At 37.2% G+C, this 16,846-nt stretch carries 23 protein-coding genes; all 23 read right to left on the minus strand.

Going from position 1 to position 16,846, the window contains the following annotated elements:
• Positions 1–8 precede the first annotated feature (8 nt).
• Positions 9–2,390, minus strand: a complete 2,382-nt coding sequence (locus tag E0W68_RS00795) for a DUF7619 domain-containing protein (RefSeq protein WP_135217507.1) — start codon at positions 2,388–2,390, stop codon at positions 9–11.
• A gap of 75 nt (positions 2,391–2,465) precedes the next feature.
• On the minus strand, positions 2,466–3,227 hold the full coding sequence (locus E0W68_RS00800; protein ID WP_135217508.1) for a LytR/AlgR family response regulator transcription factor: 762 nt from the start codon (positions 3,225–3,227) through the stop codon (positions 2,466–2,468).
• The gene (locus E0W68_RS00805) at positions 3,224–5,209 is read right to left on the minus strand and encodes a tetratricopeptide repeat-containing sensor histidine kinase (protein ID WP_162845782.1); all 1,986 of its coding nucleotides are present in this window, start codon (positions 5,207–5,209) and stop codon (positions 3,224–3,226) included. Before E0W68_RS00805 ends, E0W68_RS00800 begins: the two co-directional genes overlap by 4 nt.
• Positions 5,210–5,366: 157 nt before the next feature.
• Positions 5,367–6,659, minus strand: a complete 1,293-nt coding sequence (eno, locus tag E0W68_RS00810) for a phosphopyruvate hydratase (protein ID WP_135217510.1) — start codon at positions 6,657–6,659, stop codon at positions 5,367–5,369.
• A 124-nt stretch (positions 6,660–6,783) separates the two neighbouring features.
• A complete protein-coding gene (carA, locus tag E0W68_RS00815) occupies positions 6,784–7,899 on the minus strand; it encodes a glutamine-hydrolyzing carbamoyl-phosphate synthase small subunit (protein ID WP_135217511.1) in 1,116 nt (371 codons plus the stop codon).
• A gap of 168 nt (positions 7,900–8,067) precedes the next feature.
• Positions 8,068–8,565, minus strand: a complete 498-nt coding sequence (gene rplQ / locus E0W68_RS00820; protein ID WP_135217512.1) for a 50S ribosomal protein L17 — start codon at positions 8,563–8,565, stop codon at positions 8,068–8,070.
• Positions 8,566–8,598: 33 nt separating this feature from the next.
• The gene (locus E0W68_RS00825; RefSeq protein ID WP_135217513.1) at positions 8,599–9,591 is read right to left on the minus strand and encodes a DNA-directed RNA polymerase subunit alpha; all 993 of its coding nucleotides are present in this window, start codon (positions 9,589–9,591) and stop codon (positions 8,599–8,601) included.
• A 20-nt stretch (positions 9,592–9,611) separates the two neighbouring features.
• Positions 9,612–10,217 carry a 30S ribosomal protein S4 gene (gene rpsD / locus E0W68_RS00830; RefSeq protein WP_135217514.1) on the minus strand — a complete coding sequence of 202 codons (606 nt, stop codon included), beginning with the start codon at positions 10,215–10,217 and terminating at the stop codon, positions 9,612–9,614.
• 90 nt (positions 10,218–10,307) lie between these two features.
• On the minus strand, positions 10,308–10,691 hold the full coding sequence (rpsK, locus tag E0W68_RS00835) for a 30S ribosomal protein S11 (RefSeq protein WP_135217515.1): 384 nt from the start codon (positions 10,689–10,691) through the stop codon (positions 10,308–10,310).
• A gap of 11 nt (positions 10,692–10,702) precedes the next feature.
• On the minus strand, positions 10,703–11,077 hold the full coding sequence (rpsM, locus tag E0W68_RS00840) for a 30S ribosomal protein S13 (RefSeq protein ID WP_135217516.1): 375 nt from the start codon (positions 11,075–11,077) through the stop codon (positions 10,703–10,705).
• Between the two features lie 2 nt (positions 11,078–11,079).
• Positions 11,080–11,196, minus strand: a complete 117-nt coding sequence (gene ykgO / locus E0W68_RS00845) for a type B 50S ribosomal protein L36 (RefSeq protein WP_114676954.1) — start codon at positions 11,194–11,196, stop codon at positions 11,080–11,082.
• Positions 11,197–11,208: 12 nt separating this feature from the next.
• Entirely contained in the window at positions 11,209–11,424 is a 216-nt protein-coding gene (gene infA, locus E0W68_RS00850) for a translation initiation factor IF-1 (protein WP_035129818.1), read from the minus strand.
• Positions 11,425–11,432: 8 nt separating this feature from the next.
• Entirely contained in the window at positions 11,433–12,776 is a 1,344-nt protein-coding gene (gene secY / locus E0W68_RS00855) for a preprotein translocase subunit SecY (RefSeq protein WP_135217517.1), read from the minus strand.
• Between the two features lie 11 nt (positions 12,777–12,787).
• Positions 12,788–13,240, minus strand: a complete 453-nt coding sequence (gene rplO, locus E0W68_RS00860; protein ID WP_135217518.1) for a 50S ribosomal protein L15 — start codon at positions 13,238–13,240, stop codon at positions 12,788–12,790.
• Positions 13,241–13,252: 12 nt separating this feature from the next.
• Positions 13,253–13,435, minus strand: a complete 183-nt coding sequence (gene rpmD / locus E0W68_RS00865; RefSeq protein ID WP_135217519.1) for a 50S ribosomal protein L30 — start codon at positions 13,433–13,435, stop codon at positions 13,253–13,255.
• Between the two features lie 12 nt (positions 13,436–13,447).
• Positions 13,448–13,972, minus strand: a complete 525-nt coding sequence (rpsE, locus tag E0W68_RS00870; protein ID WP_135217520.1) for a 30S ribosomal protein S5 — start codon at positions 13,970–13,972, stop codon at positions 13,448–13,450.
• A 6-nt stretch (positions 13,973–13,978) separates the two neighbouring features.
• Complete coding sequence (gene rplR, locus E0W68_RS00875) at positions 13,979–14,329, minus strand: 50S ribosomal protein L18 (RefSeq protein ID WP_135217521.1); 351 nt, start codon at positions 14,327–14,329, stop codon at positions 13,979–13,981.
• Between the two features lie 11 nt (positions 14,330–14,340).
• Entirely contained in the window at positions 14,341–14,883 is a 543-nt protein-coding gene (gene rplF, locus E0W68_RS00880; protein WP_135217522.1) for a 50S ribosomal protein L6, read from the minus strand.
• Between the two features lie 19 nt (positions 14,884–14,902).
• Positions 14,903–15,301, minus strand: a complete 399-nt coding sequence (gene rpsH / locus E0W68_RS00885) for a 30S ribosomal protein S8 (RefSeq protein WP_135217523.1) — start codon at positions 15,299–15,301, stop codon at positions 14,903–14,905.
• Between the two features lie 22 nt (positions 15,302–15,323).
• Entirely contained in the window at positions 15,324–15,593 is a 270-nt protein-coding gene (gene rpsN / locus E0W68_RS00890; RefSeq protein WP_114676962.1) for a 30S ribosomal protein S14, read from the minus strand.
• Positions 15,594–15,596: 3 nt separating this feature from the next.
• Positions 15,597–16,148, minus strand: coding sequence for a 50S ribosomal protein L5 (gene rplE, locus E0W68_RS00895; RefSeq protein ID WP_135217524.1), 552 nt, complete (start codon positions 16,146–16,148; stop codon positions 15,597–15,599).
• A 2-nt stretch (positions 16,149–16,150) separates the two neighbouring features.
• Positions 16,151–16,465, minus strand: coding sequence for a 50S ribosomal protein L24 (rplX, locus tag E0W68_RS00900; RefSeq protein ID WP_135217525.1), 315 nt, complete (start codon positions 16,463–16,465; stop codon positions 16,151–16,153).
• Positions 16,466–16,476: 11 nt separating this feature from the next.
• Complete coding sequence (gene rplN, locus E0W68_RS00905; RefSeq protein ID WP_091467604.1) at positions 16,477–16,845, minus strand: 50S ribosomal protein L14; 369 nt, start codon at positions 16,843–16,845, stop codon at positions 16,477–16,479.
• Between the last annotated feature and the right edge of the window lies 1 nt (position 16,846).

Here is a 16,846-nt window from a genome sequence, read left to right on the forward strand (position 1 = left end):
TACTAATGTTATTCCTTTATGAGTTTCTCTACTTTAACTCCTTTTTCTGTAGTAATTTTCACAAAATACAAGTCTGAGGGTTGTGCTGATAGATCCAGTTTTGCAGTTGTATCATTAGCTGTATTTACCTGTAACAATCTGCCCTGTATATCATACACTTGGATTGACAGGATTGTGGTATTTGCTGTTATTGTAGCTACACCTTTGGACGGATTAGGGTATAATCCTATCGTATTATCTAACTCAACCTCACTACCGGCTAATGCTTCAAATGTAGTATTGGCATCATTGGTTTGTATCGGAGCATTATAGTCAAAATAAATATTGGCATTGTTCGTAACCATATCATTAGCCATAAGGCTCGATTTGCTTTTTACTTTAAACAGTATATTGCCATGGTCGGCTACAGAGAGATTGATATTATTAAAAACAAATTCTATTATATTTTCTTCCACTCTTGCCGAAACTTCGTGTGAGCTGTTGAGCAGTTGAAGGCTGGCAATTTCAAACTGCGACTCATCAATCTCATGCCTTACCACAACAGAGTTAGCAGTGGCGTTACCCGTATTTGCAAAATTCACTATATAATGCAGGTATTCCCCTATATTTTCAGCAGGTTCTGTATCGCCCTGTATGCAGGTAATGCTGTTGGACGGATAAGACCCCACCACAACCTGGTCTAATAGGAAATTGTTATCCGCAGGGTTTTCATCATCTCCAACGATTACTACATCGGCAGTAAAAGGCAATACATCGCCAATATTTACTGCGGGGATATCGGTAGGAGTATTTACATTAAGCGTCATCAATATCTCTCTGTTTTCAAAAGGCTGTAAGTTATTAAAATACCACGTGTATGTTCCTGCCCCTATTACATCTGCCATAGGATTTATACTCACAAATTCCAACAAAGCATCGTTCCATTCGCAGCTCACACCTCCTGACAGTACTGTGTTTCCTTTATTTTTATAAATAATTTTATACAGGGCATCCATGCCTGGTTGTGCCGGTCCTACAGGAATCATAACTACTTCTATGTCGGCATGCTCACCATCAGAAGTAATACAAAAATCTTCTGTAGCTATCGAGCTATCCGCAGTAGGAAAATTAACTGTGATATTGGCAGGTGATGCTGAAAAGTAGTTGTTTTCAAACTGGGGTGTTACTGTAAACTCTCCTGCACCTGTATAAAAATTATAATTTCCTGTAGTGCCGGTAAAAACAGTTTCGCTGTTTGTGCCATCGGTAACATTCATTTTTATGAAAGAGTGTGCCGGATCTGTCACATCGCAACCATCATTATCTAAATCATAGGTTAAAATCCCTGTAATAGTATTGTAATCTCCTCCCGGAGTAAAAGAACAGTATGTATTTACATTAATATCGGTATAATTGTTAACCTCTAACAAATCATTTATAATTTCAAGTTCGTCCTCATCAGCGCATAAATAAGTAAGCGGATTCTCTGACCAGCTATTATCCCAATCTGATACATCACTATGTACCACACCATTTTTCAGATTGATAGAGGCTATATTATTATGAGAACAGGAAAGACTATACACCAAAGTCCCTGAAAGGTCAAGTTCTGTTAATAAATTATAGGAGCATTCAAGCACATGCACTTTAGGTGTTGCCGAAAAATCTAAAGCGGAAATTTGATTGTGCCCACAATCAAGCCCACTTAAATTATTTACATCAGAAATATCCAAAGCTGTAAGTAAATTGTAGGCACATATTAGTCCTTCAAGATTTTCAAGGCTCGATATGTCTATACTTGGTATCTGGTTATTGCTACAGTCAATATAAATAATATCAGGAACTACTGAAAAGTCAATTTCGGTTAAAAGATTGTTGTTACATTCTAAAGTTACCAAATTACTTACTGTGCTCAGGTCAAGAGCAGAAAGCTGGTTTTCGTTACAATTTAAAAACTGAAGCGCAACCGCATCTGATATATCGATAGCGGTTAAATTATTGCTTGCACAATCTATCTCGATTAAATTATCAAGCCCTGTTATATCAAGGTCGATTATTTCATTATTACTGCACGACAAGGTTGTTAAACCTGGTAATGCCGAAACATCCAGAACCGATATATTATTAGATGTACAATATAAATGCTCCAGGTTTGTAAAATATTCAATTCCTGTAAGTGAATTTATATCCTGCGCGGAAACATCGAGCCCTATTACCTGTAAAGCCTCAGTTTCCTGAATTTCATTATCATTATTTGTATCAATAACGATGCTATTACCCTCGCTATCCTGAGCTATGCCCGATGACATTAACAAGGCATTTTTAAAATTGGTATCGGGTATATTTATTATCTGTGCCTTGGCAATACCCGAAGCAATGAGGAGTATTATGAGGAGTAGTTTTCTTTTCATAACTATTTAATTTTATGTATGGTATCTGTCTAAATATAAGCAATTTATTTTTTCAATCGGTTTTAAATTATTGTTCTATAGTGTTCGTAACAGCTCCTGCAAACGCTCTTTTTTACGTTGCGATATGGGCAGGTGGCTGTTATCTGCCATCACGGCATAACCGCCGTCTTTTTTAATATACGATTTCAGGTATGCCAAATTTATAAGATGCGACTGGTGTATCCGCTCAAACCCCTGCTCCGAGAGCAAATCTTCATATTCTTTAAGTGTTTTGGATATCAATACCGGCTTATTATCTTTTATATAAAACTTGGTATAGTTATCCTGCGATTCTAAACGAATAATATCGCTCACTTCAAAAAGGTGTATTCCTTCGGCTGTAGAGAGTGCAATACGCTTAAACTTATCGACCTTTTTCCGTATATTTTCTAATAACAAGTCAATATGGGCAAAGCTCTCATTATCATTCAGTACTTTTTTTATCTTTTCAATTACCATACGTAAATCTTCAGGATCAACCGGTTTTAACAGGTAGTCGAGCGCACTAAAGCGGAATGCTTTTACGGCATACTGCTCGTGGGCGGTTATAAAAACTACATGGGCATTAATACTGCCCCGCTTTTGCATCAACTGTTCCAGAATGTCAAACCCTGTACCGTCGCCAAGCTGTATATCCAGAAATATAACATTAGGCTGATGGTATTCTATAGCGTTTATGCCTGCCTTTACACTATCTACCTCCCCAAGTATATTTATATCGGGGGCATACATCCCCAATAAGCCTTTCATCCCGTTCCTCAGGTTACTGTCATCGTCTATTAATAATGCTTTTATCATAATCTGTTAGATGCGTATTGTATAGGTAAATTTAAAATTATTTTAGTTCCCGCAGGCACTCCCTCGTCGTTAAACAGCTCTTTTATTTCTACTTGCGATGTTTTGGATGTAAATGCCTGTATCACCTCAAGTCGCTTACGGGTTATTTCCAGAGCCATCGACTTATGTACGGTTACTGAGTTTTCTTTCAATTCTTTCGATTTTGAAAATCCAATACCGTCATCTATAACTGTGCATACTAATTTATCATTTACCAATGCAAAATCTATTGTAATACTTCCTTTCTCTTTTTTAGGCACTATACCGTGTATGATGGCATTTTCTACAAAAGGTTGCAATAATAAGGGCGGTATTGCCATATCATCTTCTATATTGGGGTCTTTTGTAATAGAAAAGTCAAACATCTGGTTAAAACGAAGCTGCTCCAACTCGAGGTAATTTTGTAAACCTTCTATTTCGCTGTCAATGGGTATCAGGGATTCTTTTGAATACTCCAGTGTAAGCCGCATCAGCTTACTGAATTTTGATAAATACTTTATAGCCGAATCTGTCCCGTTTTGCACTATAAAACTGGAAATAGAACCCAAGCAGTTAAACACAAAGTGCGGGTTCATTTGCAGGTGTAAAGCCTTTTGCTCATATTCGGCAAGGTCACGCTGTAGCGTAAGTGTCTTTTTAAGTTGTAGCCTGTTATATACTACAAATGCAAGCCCGAATAACAGTACCGCCAATACCCCTATAAACAGCATCTGCTGGCGGTATCTTTTATTTTGTTCCTTGTATATCGCTTCTCTCTTTTCGGCTTCCGTTTTTTGTAATGCTTCCTTGCGCTCCATCTCATAGTTCATCTCCTCGCGCACCATGTTTTTTATATTCTCGGCATTGTTAATACTATCCTTAGCAACCGAATATTTTTTATAATGTATAAGTGCTTCTTTATAATTGCCCTTTTCTTCATATAGTTCGCTAATGCTTTTTTCCGAATCCTTTACCTGCTCCAGCACACCAATCTCCTCAGCCATAACTGAGGAACGTTTTAAATAATCTAACGCTTCGTTACTCTCTCCCTGCTTTGCATATATAGTACCTAAAAATGCTAATGATGCCGATGTTCCATATTTTTCGCCAACGCTGTCAAATATTTCTAATGCTTTTTTATAACTTTTTTCCGCTTTGGCAGTATCGCCTGTTTTATTGTAATAATTACCTAAGTTGTTATACAACTCGCCCTCTCCTCTTTTGTTTTCATGCTCTTGGAAGATAGATAATGCTTCGTTATACGATTGTAATGCTCTGTCATTTTTATCTTGTGCCAGGTATATATTACCAATATTAGTTATGGTAATAGCCGATGTGTTATCGCCTATTTTTTTTTGTACTTCGAGGGCTTTTCTAAAATAATCGAGGGCTTTATCATATTCTTTATGGGTTTTATATACAATGCCTATATTGTTGTACAGGCGCGCTACAATATCTTCCTGCTTTGTATCCTGATATATTTTTAACGCCTTAAAATAATATTTGAGTGCCCCCGCATAATTATTCTGCTCCGAGCATACAATTCCAATACTGCCATAAGCCCTTGCCAATGCACTTTTTATATCATCTTCATTGGCAACCTCTTTTTCAGTCAAAAGTTTTTCCAATATATCCTGAGAGTTACTAAAACTGATGAGCGCATCGGTATAACGGCTCATCATAATATTGGCATTACCTATATTAAGCCACGAGTCCGCCTCTTGTTCTCTAAGTTCTTTTTTTTGTGCTAATGTTAATGCCTTTCGGGCATACTCCATCATTTTTTCAGGATCATTCTCTATGTATTCAGATGCAATTGCATTAAGCAACGCTACCCGCTCCTTATCGCTTTTTGCATTTTGCTGTGCTGCGAAAAGACTGTCCAGTACTTTTTGCTGCGAAAAAGCAGGCGTAATAGCCGCAGCAAAAAGAATAAACAGATAAAGATTTTTTACTAATTTCATAAAGGGAAAATTATAACCAAACAAAATTATCATTTCTACGCAATTAACAATACATCGATTAGAATTTGAAGTATATGATTTAGAATTTGATATCATTTCATAAAAAAACACCTGCCTATAAGGCAGGTGTTGGTCATATAGTGTAAAACTTAAATGATTATTTTACTTTAAAAGCGTTTTCGCCGGGAAAGTAAGCCACATCAGCAAGTTCTTCTTCAATTCGTAATAACTGGTTGTATTTTGCCATACGGTCGCTACGTGAAGCCGAACCTGTTTTAATCTGTCCGCAGTTAAGTGCCACAGCAAGGTCAGCAATCGTGTTATCTTCCGTTTCGCCTGAACGGTGCGACATTACTGAGGTGTAACCTGCATTGTGTGCCATGTTTACAGCTGCAATAGTCTCAGTAAGTGTACCTATTTGGTTTACTTTAATCAATATCGAGTTAGCAATACCGTTAGCAATACCTTTGCTTAAACGCTCTACATTGGTAACAAATAAATCATCACCCACAAGTTGTATTTTATTGCCTACAAGTTCCGTTAGGTATTTCCATCCCTCCCAGTCATTCTCATCCATACCGTCTTCTATAGAAACAATAGGGTATTTAGTAGTAAGCTCGGCAAGGTATTCTGCTTGTTCTTTAGATGTTCTTACCACACCTTTATCGCCTTCAAATTTAGTATAGTCATATTTACCATCTACATAAAACTCAGCCGAAGCACAGTCAAGAGCAATCTTAACTTCGTCGCCAAATTTATATCCTGCATTTTCAACGGCTTTTTTAATAGTATCCAGCGCATCTTCTGTACCACCTGCAAGGTTTGGTGCAAAACCGCCTTCATCGCCTACTGCCGTACTCAGGTTGCGGTCATGCAATACTTTTTTAAGGTTATGAAAAACCTCTGTGCCTATTTGCATAGCATGCGTAAAGCTTTCTGCTTTTACAGGCATAATCATAAATTCCTGAAAAGCGATAGGTGCATCTGAATGCGAGCCTCCGTTGATGATATTCATCATTGGTACAGGAAGCGTGTTAGCCGAAACGCCGCCCACATATCTGTATAATGGCATGCCCAACTCATTAGCGGCAGCTTTTGCCACAGCAAGCGATACGCCTAATATAGCATTTGCACCAAGGTTAGACTTGTTAGCAGTACCGTCAAGCTCAATCATCATTTTGTCTATAGCATTTTGCTCAAATACTGATGTTCCTATTATCTCGCCGGCAATAGTAGTATTTACATTTTCTACCGCTTTAGATACGCCTTTGCCCATATAAGCCTTACCACCGTCGCGAAGCTCTACCGCTTCATGTTCTCCTGTAGAGGCTCCTGAAGGCACTGCTGCTCTTCCCAGCACTCCGTTTTCAGTAACAACATCTACTTCAACTGTAGGATTTCCGCGTGAATCCAATATTTGTCTTGCATGTACTTGAATAATGATACTCATGATTTTGATTTTATTAATTTTTGGTTGATTTTATTGCATGAAAAACAAATTTAAATATTTTAAAATACCAAATTCGCTTATTTACAAAAACTTATAAACGCAAACGTTATAGAAAACAATCTTTTTATCTATTTTGTTTTGCACTCTCAATATTGGCTATAAACGTATCAAAAAGATAGGTGGCATCATGAGGACCGGGGCTTGCTTCGGGGTGATATTGTACTGAAAAACAGTTTTTACTCTTCATACGCATTCCCGCTACAGTTCCATCATTAATATGTTCGTGGGTAATTTCAAAATCAGGGTTATTTTCCAAGTCTTCGCGCACTACTGCAAAACCATGATTTTGCGATGTAATTTCACCTTCGCCTGTAAGTATATTCCTTACAGGATGATTGATACCCCTGTGCCCATTAAACATTTTATAGGTACCTATACCATTGGCAAGTGCCAGCACCTGATGTCCAAGGCAAATACCAAAAACAGGCTCATTTTTCTCCAGTATCTTTTTAGCAGTTTCCTGCGCTACTACCAGCGGGGCAGGATCTCCGGGGCCATTAGATAAAAAGTAACCATCCGGGTTAAAGCTTTTCATATCCTCATAACTTGCGTCATAGGGGAATACTTTTATGTAACAATCCCTTTTGGCAAGGTTGCGTAGGATGTTCTTTTTAATACCAAGATCGAGTGCCGAAATTTTATATTTCGCGTCAGGATTACCCACAAAATAGGGTTCTTTTGTAGATACTTTAGATGATAGTTCCAACCCTTCCATGTTTGGTACTTCCGCAAGTTGTTTGCGCAGCTCTTCAACAGGTGTACCATCCGTACATATAGCAGCATTCATAGCACCATTATCACGAATATAACTTACTAATGCTCTTGTATCAACATCAGATATTGCTACGAGGTTTTGGGCTTCAAAATATTCTTTAAGCCCGTCGGAAGAATTTACCCGGGAGTGGTTAAAACTAAAGTTTTTACATACTAATCCTGAAATCATGATAGTATCTGCTTCAATTTCTTCTGCGTTTGTACCATAATTGCCAATATGGGCATTTGATGCTACCATAATCTGCCCGAAGTACGATGGGTCAGTAAAAATTTCCTGATAACCCGTCATTCCTGTATTAAAGCATACTTCGCCAAAAACTGTTCCTTCTATACCTATAGATTTTCCATAAAATATAGTACCATCTGCCAAAAGAAGTATGGCCTTATCTCTGTTAGAATATTTCATTTATGTTGTTTGTTGTTGTGTTGCGTGCAAATTTACTTTAAAAAATCGTTTTACTAAAAACGTTTGGCACAATTTGCATTACTGTACCAAAGTGTGTGTCAAAAAAAAAAGGACAAACTAAATAGTTTATCCTTTTTTAATATTATTGAAAAATCAGTTGTTTCATGATTATTCAGTCGCTTCTTTGTTTTCTTCTGTATCAGCTGCCGGAGCAGTTGTTGCAGGAGCAGCATCATCCGCTTTTTTAGAAGATCTGCTACGACGTGTCGTCGTTTTCTTAGCTTCTTTTTTAGTAGCGTTATACAGTTCGTTAAAATCTACTAACTCTATCATTGCCATATCAGCGTTGTCACCAAGACGATTACCCAATTTAATGATACGGGTATATCCTCCCGGACGATCGCCTACCTTTGCAGATACTTCTCTGAAAAGTTCAGTAACCGCATATTTATTTCTAAGGTATGTAAAAACGATACGTCTGTTATGTGTAGTATCTTCTTTAGATTTTGTGATCAAAGGCTCAACAAACTGCTTCAATGCTTTTGCTTTGGCAACGGTAGTGTTGATGCGCTTGTGTTCTATAAGTGAGCAAGCCATATTGGCAAGCATAGCTTTTCTATGCCCACGCTGCCTGCCTAAGTGATTTATTTTTTTTCCGTGTCTCATTGCTATCTGTAATGTGAATCGTAAAGATTCAGATTATTCTTTATCTAATTTATATTTCGTCAAATCCATTCCGAAGTGTAAATTTTTGGCAGCAACAAGCTCATCAAGCTCAGTCAGTGACTTTTTACCAAAGTTACGGAACTTCATTAAATCATTTTTATTGAACGATACTAAGTCACCTAATGTATCAACTTCAGCCGCTTTCAAACAATTTAATGCTCTTACAGAAAGATCCATATCTACAAGCTTAGTTTTAAGAAGCTGCCTCATATGTAATGACTCTTCGTCATACGATTCTGTTTGTGCGATTTCATCGGCCTCAAGTGTTATCCTTTCATCAGAGAACAGCATAAAGTGGTGAATAAGTGTTTTTGCTGCCTCAGTAAGAGCATCTTTAGGATGAATAGAACCATCAGTAATTATCTCGAAAACTAATTTTTCATAATCGGTTTTCTGCTCTACACGAAAGTTTTCTATTGTATATTTTACATTCTTTACAGGTGTGTAAATAGAATCTGTAAAAATAGTTCCTATAGCTGCATTTTGCTTTTTGTTCTCCTCTGCCGGTACATAACCCCTACCTTTTTCAATAGTAAGTTCCATGTTTATGTTTATGCTGCTGTCCATGTTGCAGATAACAAGATCAGGGTTTAAAACCTGAAAACCTGAAATAAACTTTTGGAAGTCACCTGCTGTAAGCTGATCTTTTCCGGTATAAGAAATAGTAACAGATTCGTTATCAACATCTTCTATCTGACGTTTGAAACGAACTTGTTTTAAATTCAGGATTATTTCTGTAACATCTTCAACTACCCCGGGAATTGTGGAGAATTCATGTTCTACTCCTTCAATACGAACTGAAGTAATTGCATAACCTTCGAGTGAAGAAAGCAAAACTCTTCTAAGTGCGTTACCAACGGTCAATCCATATCCAGGTTCCAATGGGCGAAATTCGAATTTCCCCACGAAATCTGTAGAATCGATCATTATAACTTTATCGGGCTTCTGAAAATTAAATATTGCCATATTACGACTAATGTCAATTATTATTTGTTATACAACTCAACGATTAGTTGTTCTTTGATGTTTTCAGGAATTTGTATCCTGGCAGGTACTGAAACAAAAGTACCTTCTTTTGTATCGTTATTCCATGTAATCCACTCATATACGTGTGCAGAATTAGATAAAGAACGCTCGATAGCCTCAAGAGATTTAGATTTTTCGCGTACTGCTACTTTATCTCCCGGTTTTAAATGATATGAAGGTATGTTTACCAATTCTCCATTTACAGTGATGTGCCTGTGAGAAACAATTTGTCTTGCAGCCCTTCTTGAAGGTGCAATTCCCATTCTGTACACAACATTATCAAGTCTTGCCTCACAAAGCTGTAAAAGCACTTCGCCGGTTACTCCTTTGGTAGCGGCTGCTTTTTCATATAAATTTCTGAATTGTTTTTCAAGAATACCATATGAGTATTTTGCTTTTTGCTTCTCCATAAGCTGGATAGCATATTCAGATTTTTTACCTCTACGCTTAGCGTTACCGTGTTGTCCCGGTGGGTAATTTCTTTTTTCGAAAGACTTATCGTCTCCGAAAATTGCCTCGCCAAATTTACGGGCAATTTTAGTTTTTGGACCAGTATATCTTGCCATTTCTAAAAATTAATAAACAGGGGATTATGAATTCAGGTCATATCCTCCGATAATCCTTATATCCTGTTTGTGTTTATACTATAAAATAAATTAAACTCTTCTTCTCTTCGGAGGGCGACAACCATTGTGTGGTAGCGGAGTTACATCAATAATTTCTGTAACTTCAATTCCTCCGTTATGTAAGGATCTGATTGCGGATTCTCTTCCGTTACCCGGTCCTTTAACGTAAACTTTCACTTTCTTAAGTCCAGCTTCAAGAGCAACTTTACTACAATCTTCAGCAGCCATCTGAGCAGCATAAGGAGTGTTCTTTTTAGAACCCCTAAAGCCCATTTTTCCGGCAGAAGACCAAGAAATAACTTCACCTTTCTTATTGGTTAAAGAAATAATGATATTATTAAAAGTTGCAGATATGTGAGCTTCGCCAGTTGATTCTACAACAACTTTACGTTTTTTTGTACTTGCTTTAGCCATACTACTACTTATTATTTAGTTGCTTTTTTCTTGTTAGCAACAGTTTTTCTCTTACCTTTTCTAGTTCTGGAGTTATTTTTAGTGCGTTGTCCCCTTAATGGTAACCCTGCTCTGTGACGAATACCTCTGTAACATCCGATATCCATTAAACGCTTAATGTTTAATGATATTTCTGAACGCAATTCACCTTCAATCTTGAAGTAAGAAACTGCATCACGGATGGCACTGATTTCATCATCATTCCAATCCTGTACTTTTTTATCTTCGCTAACCTGAGCTTTTTGTAAAATCTCCGTAGCTCTGCTTTTACCAATACCAAAGATATATGTTAAAGCAATTATTCCTCTCTTGTTTTTAGGTATATCTACCCCTGCAATTCTCGCCATAATTATCCTTGTCTTTGTTTAAATCTAGGATTCTTTTTGTTAATAACGTATAACCTGCCTTTTCTGCGAACAATTACACAGTCGGCACTTCTTTTCTTTACTGATGCTCTTACTTTCATTTTTATATAGCTTTAATATCTATAAGTAATTCTTGCTTTTGACAAATCGTAAGGGCTCATTTCCAGTTTTACTTTATCACCAGGTAATAATTTAATATAATGCATACGCATCTTTCCTGAAATATGAGCAATCACTACATGTCCGTTTTCTAATTCAACACGGAACATTGCATTAGACAATGCCTCAATGATTGATCCGTCCTGTTCTATTGCTGCTTGTTTTGCCATAAAAATTATTAAGCTACTGCTTTTCTATTTTTACCACTTTTCATTAAACCGTCATAATGCCTGTTAAGCAGATATGAATTTATTTGCTGAATCGTATCGATTGCAACCCCAACCATAATGAGTAACGATGTTCCGCCATAAAACAACGCCCACTGTGATTGTACCCCGAAACTAACTGCTATGGCCGGTAATATAGCTATCATAGCAAGGAATAAAGATCCTGGGAATGTGATTAATGACATGATTTTATCCAGATAATCTCCGGTTTCTACACCTGGTCTGATACCGGGTATAAAACCGCCGCTTCGTTTAAGATCGTCTGCCATTTTGTTGGTAGGTACTGTAATCGCGGTGTAAAAGTACGTAAAAATTATAATTAATAATGCAAATACAACATTGTAGGTTAAACCGAACACGTTTTGAAATTGTGCTGTAATGGTTTGAGCTGTATCAGACTTGGATAAACCTGCCAATGCCGCAGGAATAAACATAATTGCCTGAGCAAATATAATTGGCATAACTCCCGAAGCATTAAGCTTTAATGGTATCCACTGCCTGTTGCCACCCATAAGGTCTTGTTCATAATCTCCGCTTGTTGTACGTCTTGCATACTGTACGGGAATTTTTCGAACAGCCATAATAAGTAATATACAAACAATTATTACCAGTAACCATGCAACAACTTCAAGAACCAATATTAGCGGACCACCATTGTTGTTTGTTACCACAGTAGTAAACTCCTGTATAAATGCTTGAGGCATTCTGGCAATAATACCCACCAAAATTAATAGCGATATACCGTTACCAATACCTTTATCAGTAATTTTTTCTCCAAGCCACATAGCAAATATGGTACCTGTTGTAAGTATTACTACTGATGAGAATAGGAATGGGAACGAATCAGACGGTAGCAAGAACGCTTCTCGAGGAAGTGTATTGTACAGGTTATAAATATAACCGGGACCTTGTACCAACGTGATAAGAATGGTTAACCAACGGGTAATCTGATTTATTTTTTTAGTACCACTTTCGCCTTCTTTCTGCAATTTTTGCAGATAGGGTATTGCGATACCCATAAGCTGAACTACGATTGAGGCTGAAATGTATGGCATAATACCTAATGCAAATACAGATGCCTGCGAAAATGCACCACCTGTAAATACATCAATAAGCCAACCGATACCTTGTTGAGTCTGATCTGTTAAGTTATTTAATTTTGTAGCATCAATACCTGGCAAAGTAACGTGTGCACCAAAACGGTACACAAGTAACAATCCCAAAGTAACTAAAATTCTGTTTTTTAGTTCCTCTATTTTCCAGACATTGAGAAACGCTTCGAAAAATTTCTTCATTGTTATAAAGATTATAATGTTACAGCTTCGCCACCGGCAGCCTCAATAGCCGCTTTAGCAGTTGCTGTAAATTTGTGAGCAGTTACTTTTAGTTTTGCCTTAAGCTCTCCTCTTCCCAAAATCTTTACCTGTTCATTTTTAGTAGCCAGACGATTTTCTACCATTACTGTAAAATCTACAGCATCAGTAACAACACCATTGTCTACAAGAGCTTGAAGCGTGTCAAGGTTAACACCTGCATATTCCTTACGGTTTATGTTTTTGAAACCAAACTTAGGAACACGTCTTTGTAAAGGCATCTGTCCACCTTCAAAACCAATTTTCTTAGAGTATCCTGAGCGCGATTTGGCACCTTTATGCCCACGCGTAGAAGTACCACCCTTACCGGATCCTTCGCCCCTACCTACTCTTTTGCTTTTACTTTGAACTGAACCTTCAGCCGGTTGTAAGTTACTTAAATCCATTACTGTATTTTGTTATTCAGTTTCTTCTACAGAAACTAAGTGTTTAACTTTGTTTACCATTCCAAGGATAGCAGGAGTAGCGTCATGTTCAACAACCTGTCCTAACTTACGAAGCCCTAAAGACTCAAGTGTAAGCTTTTGTGTTTGCGGACAGTTGATTTTACTCTTAACTTGTTTTACTTTAATTTTTCCCATGATTTCCTTGAATTAACCTTTAAATACTTTATCTAAAGAAACGCCTCTTTGTTTTGCAACAGTGGCAGCACTTCTCATTTGAAGTAAAGCATCAAAAGTAGCTTTAACAACATTGTGAGGGTTTGATGAACCCTGAGATTTTGATAATACATCGTGTACTCCTACTGACTCCAGAACTGAACGAACAGCACCACCGGCAATTACTCCTGTACCATGAGAGGCAGGCATAAGCAGTACGCGGGCACCACCAAATTTACCTTTTTGCTCATGAGGAACGGACTGACCGTATAGTGGTATTCTTACCAGGTTCTTTTTAGCATCTTCTACTGCTTTGGCAATAGCTTCTGATACGTCTTTAGATTTACCAAGCCCGTGACCTACAACTCCGTTCTCGTCACCTACCACAACAATGGCAGAGAAACCGAAGGCACGTCCACCTTTTGTAACTTTAGTAACACGATTTACTGCAACCAAACGATCTTTAAGTTCAAGTCCGCTTGGTTTTACTAGTTCTACATTTTTATAATTATGATACATAATTTCTTAGAATTTAAGTCCGGCTGCTCTTGCGCCTTCAGCTAATGATTTAACACGTCCGTGGTAAAGATATCCGCCTCTGTCAAAAGAGATAGTGTCTATACCCGCTTCGATAGCTTTTTCGGCAATAAGCTTTCCAACAGCCGCAGCAGTTTCTATATTAGTTCCTTTTACAATAGCTTTATCTCTAGAAGAAACAGCCAGCAAAGTTACACCATTCACATCATCTATGATTTGAGCATAGATTTCTTTATTACTTCTGAAAACAGAAAGTCTTGGTCTAGCAGCAGTTCCGCTTACAATCTTTCTGATTCTGAACTTAATTCTTTGTCTTCTTTCAGATTTGTTTAATGACATAGTCTTAATTTTTAAGCTGATTTACCTGCTTTTCTTCTTAATACCTCACCTACAAATTTAACTCCTTTTCCTTTGTATGGTTCAGGCTTACGGAACGAACGGATTTTTGCCGCTATTTGTCCCACAAGCTGTTTATCATGTGAAGTTAATTTTACGATAGGGTTTTTACCTTTTTCTGATACGGTCTCTACAGTAACTTCTGGAACAACCTCAAGAACTATATTGTGAGAGAAACCTAATGCTAAATCAAGTTTCTGTCCTTGGTTAGAAGCTCTGTAACCTACTCCTACCAACTCAAGCTCTTTAGTAAATCCTTCGGAAACACCAATAACCATATTGTTTATCAAAGATCTGTATAAGCCATGTTTAGAACGCAGCTCTTTATCATCAGATGATCTTTCTACTAGAACTTGCCCATCTTCAACTTTTATAGTAACATCTACAAAGTCTTGCTTAAGCTCGCCTTTTTTACCTTTTACTGTAACAATATTACCGTTAACCTCTACGGTTACACCGGCTGGTATTATTACTGGATTTTTACCTATTCTTGACATCGTATAAAGTCTTTATATATTAGTATACGTAACAGATTACTTCGCCACCAACATTTTGCTGTTTTGCCTGTTTTCCTGTCATCAAACCTTTTGATGTAGATACTATGGCAATACCTAATCCGTTAAGGATTCTTGGTAGGCTGTCTGAACCTGCATATTTACGTAAACCCGGTTTACTAATTCTTTGGATATCTTTAATTACAGACTCTTTTGTATCTTTATCATACTTAAGAGCTATTTTGATTGTACCCTGAACAGAGTTATCATCAAACTTGTAACTTAAAATATATCCCTGATCAAATAAAATCTTTGTGATTTCTTTTTTCAGGTTAGACGCAGGGATTTCTACCACTTTGTGGTTAGCTCTTACTGCATTTCTAATCCTGGTCAAAAAATCTGCTATAGGATCTGTGTACATTTTTTTTCCTTTTAAAACTTAATTACCAACTTGACTTTTTAACTCCCGGTATCAATCCATTATTAGCCATCTCACGAAAAGTTACTCGTGAAATACCAAACTGACGCATATACCCTCTTGGCCTACCTGTAAGTTTGCAACGATTGTGTAAACGAACCGGTGAAGCATTTTTGGGCAATTTTTGCAAGCCTTCATAATCTCCAGCTTCTAATAAAGCTTTCCTTTTCTCAGCATACTTAGCTACCATTGCCTCTCTTTTAGCCTCACGGGCTTTCATTGATTCTTTAGCCATATTTTAATTCTTTTTAAAAGGTAATCCCAGTTCTCCTAATAATGATTTCGCTTCTTTATCTGTTTGGGCAGAAGTTACAAATGTAATATCTAAACCTGATATTTTGTTTACTTTATCAATATCAATTTCAGGGAAAATGATTTGTTCAGTAATACCTAAGTTATAGTTACCTCTTCCGTCAAAACCTGTAGCTTTAATACCGCCAAAATCTCTTACTCGTGGTAAAGCAGATGTAATTAACCTATCAAGGAATTCATACATTCTTTCTCCACGAAGCGTTACTTTAGCGCCAATCGGCATACCTTTTCTAAGTTTGAATGACGCAACGTCTTTCTTAGAAATGGTAGAAACAGCTTTCTGTCCGGTTATTTTTGTAAGCTCATCTACTGCATAGTCAATCAATTTCTTGTCTGACACAGCAGCTCCAACTCCACGGCTCAAAACGATTTTTTCAAGTTTAGGAACCTGCATCACGTTTTTATAGCCAAACTCTTCTGTAAGAGCAGGTATTACCCTCTCTCTATATTCACTCTTTAATCTTGGTATATAAGCCATCACTATAATACTTGATTAGATTTTTTTGAAAATCTCACTTTCTTATCTCCTTCTTCTCTAACGCCTGTTCTTGTAGCTTCCTTTGTTTTAGGATCTATTAGTGCAATGTTAGAAATATGAATAGGAGCTTCTTTCTTAACAATACCGCCTTGGGGGTTTTTAGCACTTGGCTTAGTGTGTTTAGACACCATGTTTACACCCTCAATTACTGCTTTGTTTTTTTCACGAAGTACACGTAGTACTTTACCTTCAGATCCTTTGTGGTCTCCGGCAATTACTTTAACCGTATCTCCTGATTTTATCTTTAGCTTTATCATCTTTAAATCAATTAAAGCACTTCGGGTGCTAATGATACAATTTTCATGAATTGTTTTTCACGAAGTTCTCTTGCTACAGGACCAAAAACACGAGTTCCCCTCATTTCACCGGCAGCATTTAACAATACGCAAGCGTTATCGTCAAATCTGATGTATGAACCATCGGCTCTTCTCACTTCTTTTTTGGTACGTACAACAACTGCAGTTGATACACTACCTTTTTTAACGTTACCGTTAGGTGTTGCATCCTTTATAGAAACTACAATTTTATCTCCAACAGAGGCATAACGACGTTTCGTTCCTCCTAAAACACGGATAGTTAAAACTTCTTTAGCTCCCGTGTTATCTGCTACTTTTAGTCTGGATTCTTGTTGTACCATA

This window comes from Flavobacterium salilacus subsp. salilacus (assembly GCF_004634195.1).
GTDB classification, from domain to species: domain Bacteria; phylum Bacteroidota; class Bacteroidia; order Flavobacteriales; family Flavobacteriaceae; genus Flavobacterium; species Flavobacterium salilacus.

Coding starts and splice junctions, on each gene's coding strand:
- rplF (WP_135217522.1), bottom strand. CDS start 14,883: ATGTCAAGAATAGGTAAAAATCCAGTAATAATACCAGCCGGTGTAACC.
- E0W68_RS00795 (WP_135217507.1), bottom strand. CDS start 2,390: ATGAAAAGAAAACTACTCCTCATAATACTCCTCATTGCTTCGGGTATT.
- rpsD (WP_135217514.1), bottom strand. CDS start 10,217: ATGGCAAGATATACTGGTCCAAAAACTAAAATTGCCCGTAAATTTGGC.
- secY (WP_135217517.1), bottom strand. CDS start 12,776: ATGAAGAAATTTTTCGAAGCGTTTCTCAATGTCTGGAAAATAGAGGAA.
- rpsH (WP_135217523.1), bottom strand. CDS start 15,301: ATGTACACAGATCCTATAGCAGATTTTTTGACCAGGATTAGAAATGCA.
- carA (WP_135217511.1), bottom strand. CDS start 7,899: ATGAAATATTCTAACAGAGATAAGGCCATACTTCTTTTGGCAGATGGT.
- infA (WP_035129818.1), bottom strand. CDS start 11,424: ATGGCAAAACAAGCAGCAATAGAACAGGACGGATCAATCATTGAGGCA.
- rplO (WP_135217518.1), bottom strand. CDS start 13,240: ATGGATTTAAGTAACTTACAACCGGCTGAAGGTTCAGTTCAAAGTAAA.
- rpsM (WP_135217516.1), bottom strand. CDS start 11,077: ATGGCGAGAATTGCAGGGGTAGATATACCTAAAAACAAGAGAGGAATA.
- rpsE (WP_135217520.1), bottom strand. CDS start 13,972: ATGTATCATAATTATAAAAATGTAGAACTAGTAAAACCAAGCGGACTT.
- E0W68_RS00825 (WP_135217513.1), bottom strand. CDS start 9,591: ATGGCAATATTTAATTTTCAGAAGCCCGATAAAGTTATAATGATCGAT.
- rpsN (WP_114676962.1), bottom strand. CDS start 15,593: ATGGCTAAAGAATCAATGAAAGCCCGTGAGGCTAAAAGAGAGGCAATG.
- rplE (WP_135217524.1), bottom strand. CDS start 16,148: ATGGCTTATATACCAAGATTAAAGAGTGAATATAGAGAGAGGGTAATA.
- ykgO (WP_114676954.1), bottom strand. CDS start 11,196: ATGAAAGTAAGAGCATCAGTAAAGAAAAGAAGTGCCGACTGTGTAATT.
- rpsK (WP_135217515.1), bottom strand. CDS start 10,691: ATGGCTAAAGCAAGTACAAAAAAACGTAAAGTTGTTGTAGAATCAACT.
- rplR (WP_135217521.1), bottom strand. CDS start 14,329: ATGTCATTAAACAAATCTGAAAGAAGACAAAGAATTAAGTTCAGAATC.
- E0W68_RS00805 (WP_162845782.1), bottom strand. CDS start 5,209: ATGAAATTAGTAAAAAATCTTTATCTGTTTATTCTTTTTGCTGCGGCT.
- eno (WP_135217510.1), bottom strand. CDS start 6,659: ATGAGTATCATTATTCAAGTACATGCAAGACAAATATTGGATTCACGC.
- rpmD (WP_135217519.1), bottom strand. CDS start 13,435: ATGGGAAAAATTAAAGTAAAACAAGTTAAGAGTAAAATCAACTGTCCG.
- rplN (WP_091467604.1), bottom strand. CDS start 16,845: ATGGTACAACAAGAATCCAGACTAAAAGTAGCAGATAACACGGGAGCT.
- rplQ (WP_135217512.1), bottom strand. CDS start 8,565: ATGAGACACGGAAAAAAAATAAATCACTTAGGCAGGCAGCGTGGGCAT.
- E0W68_RS00800 (WP_135217508.1), bottom strand. CDS start 3,227: ATGATAAAAGCATTATTAATAGACGATGACAGTAACCTGAGGAACGGG.
- rplX (WP_135217525.1), bottom strand. CDS start 16,465: ATGATAAAGCTAAAGATAAAATCAGGAGATACGGTTAAAGTAATTGCC.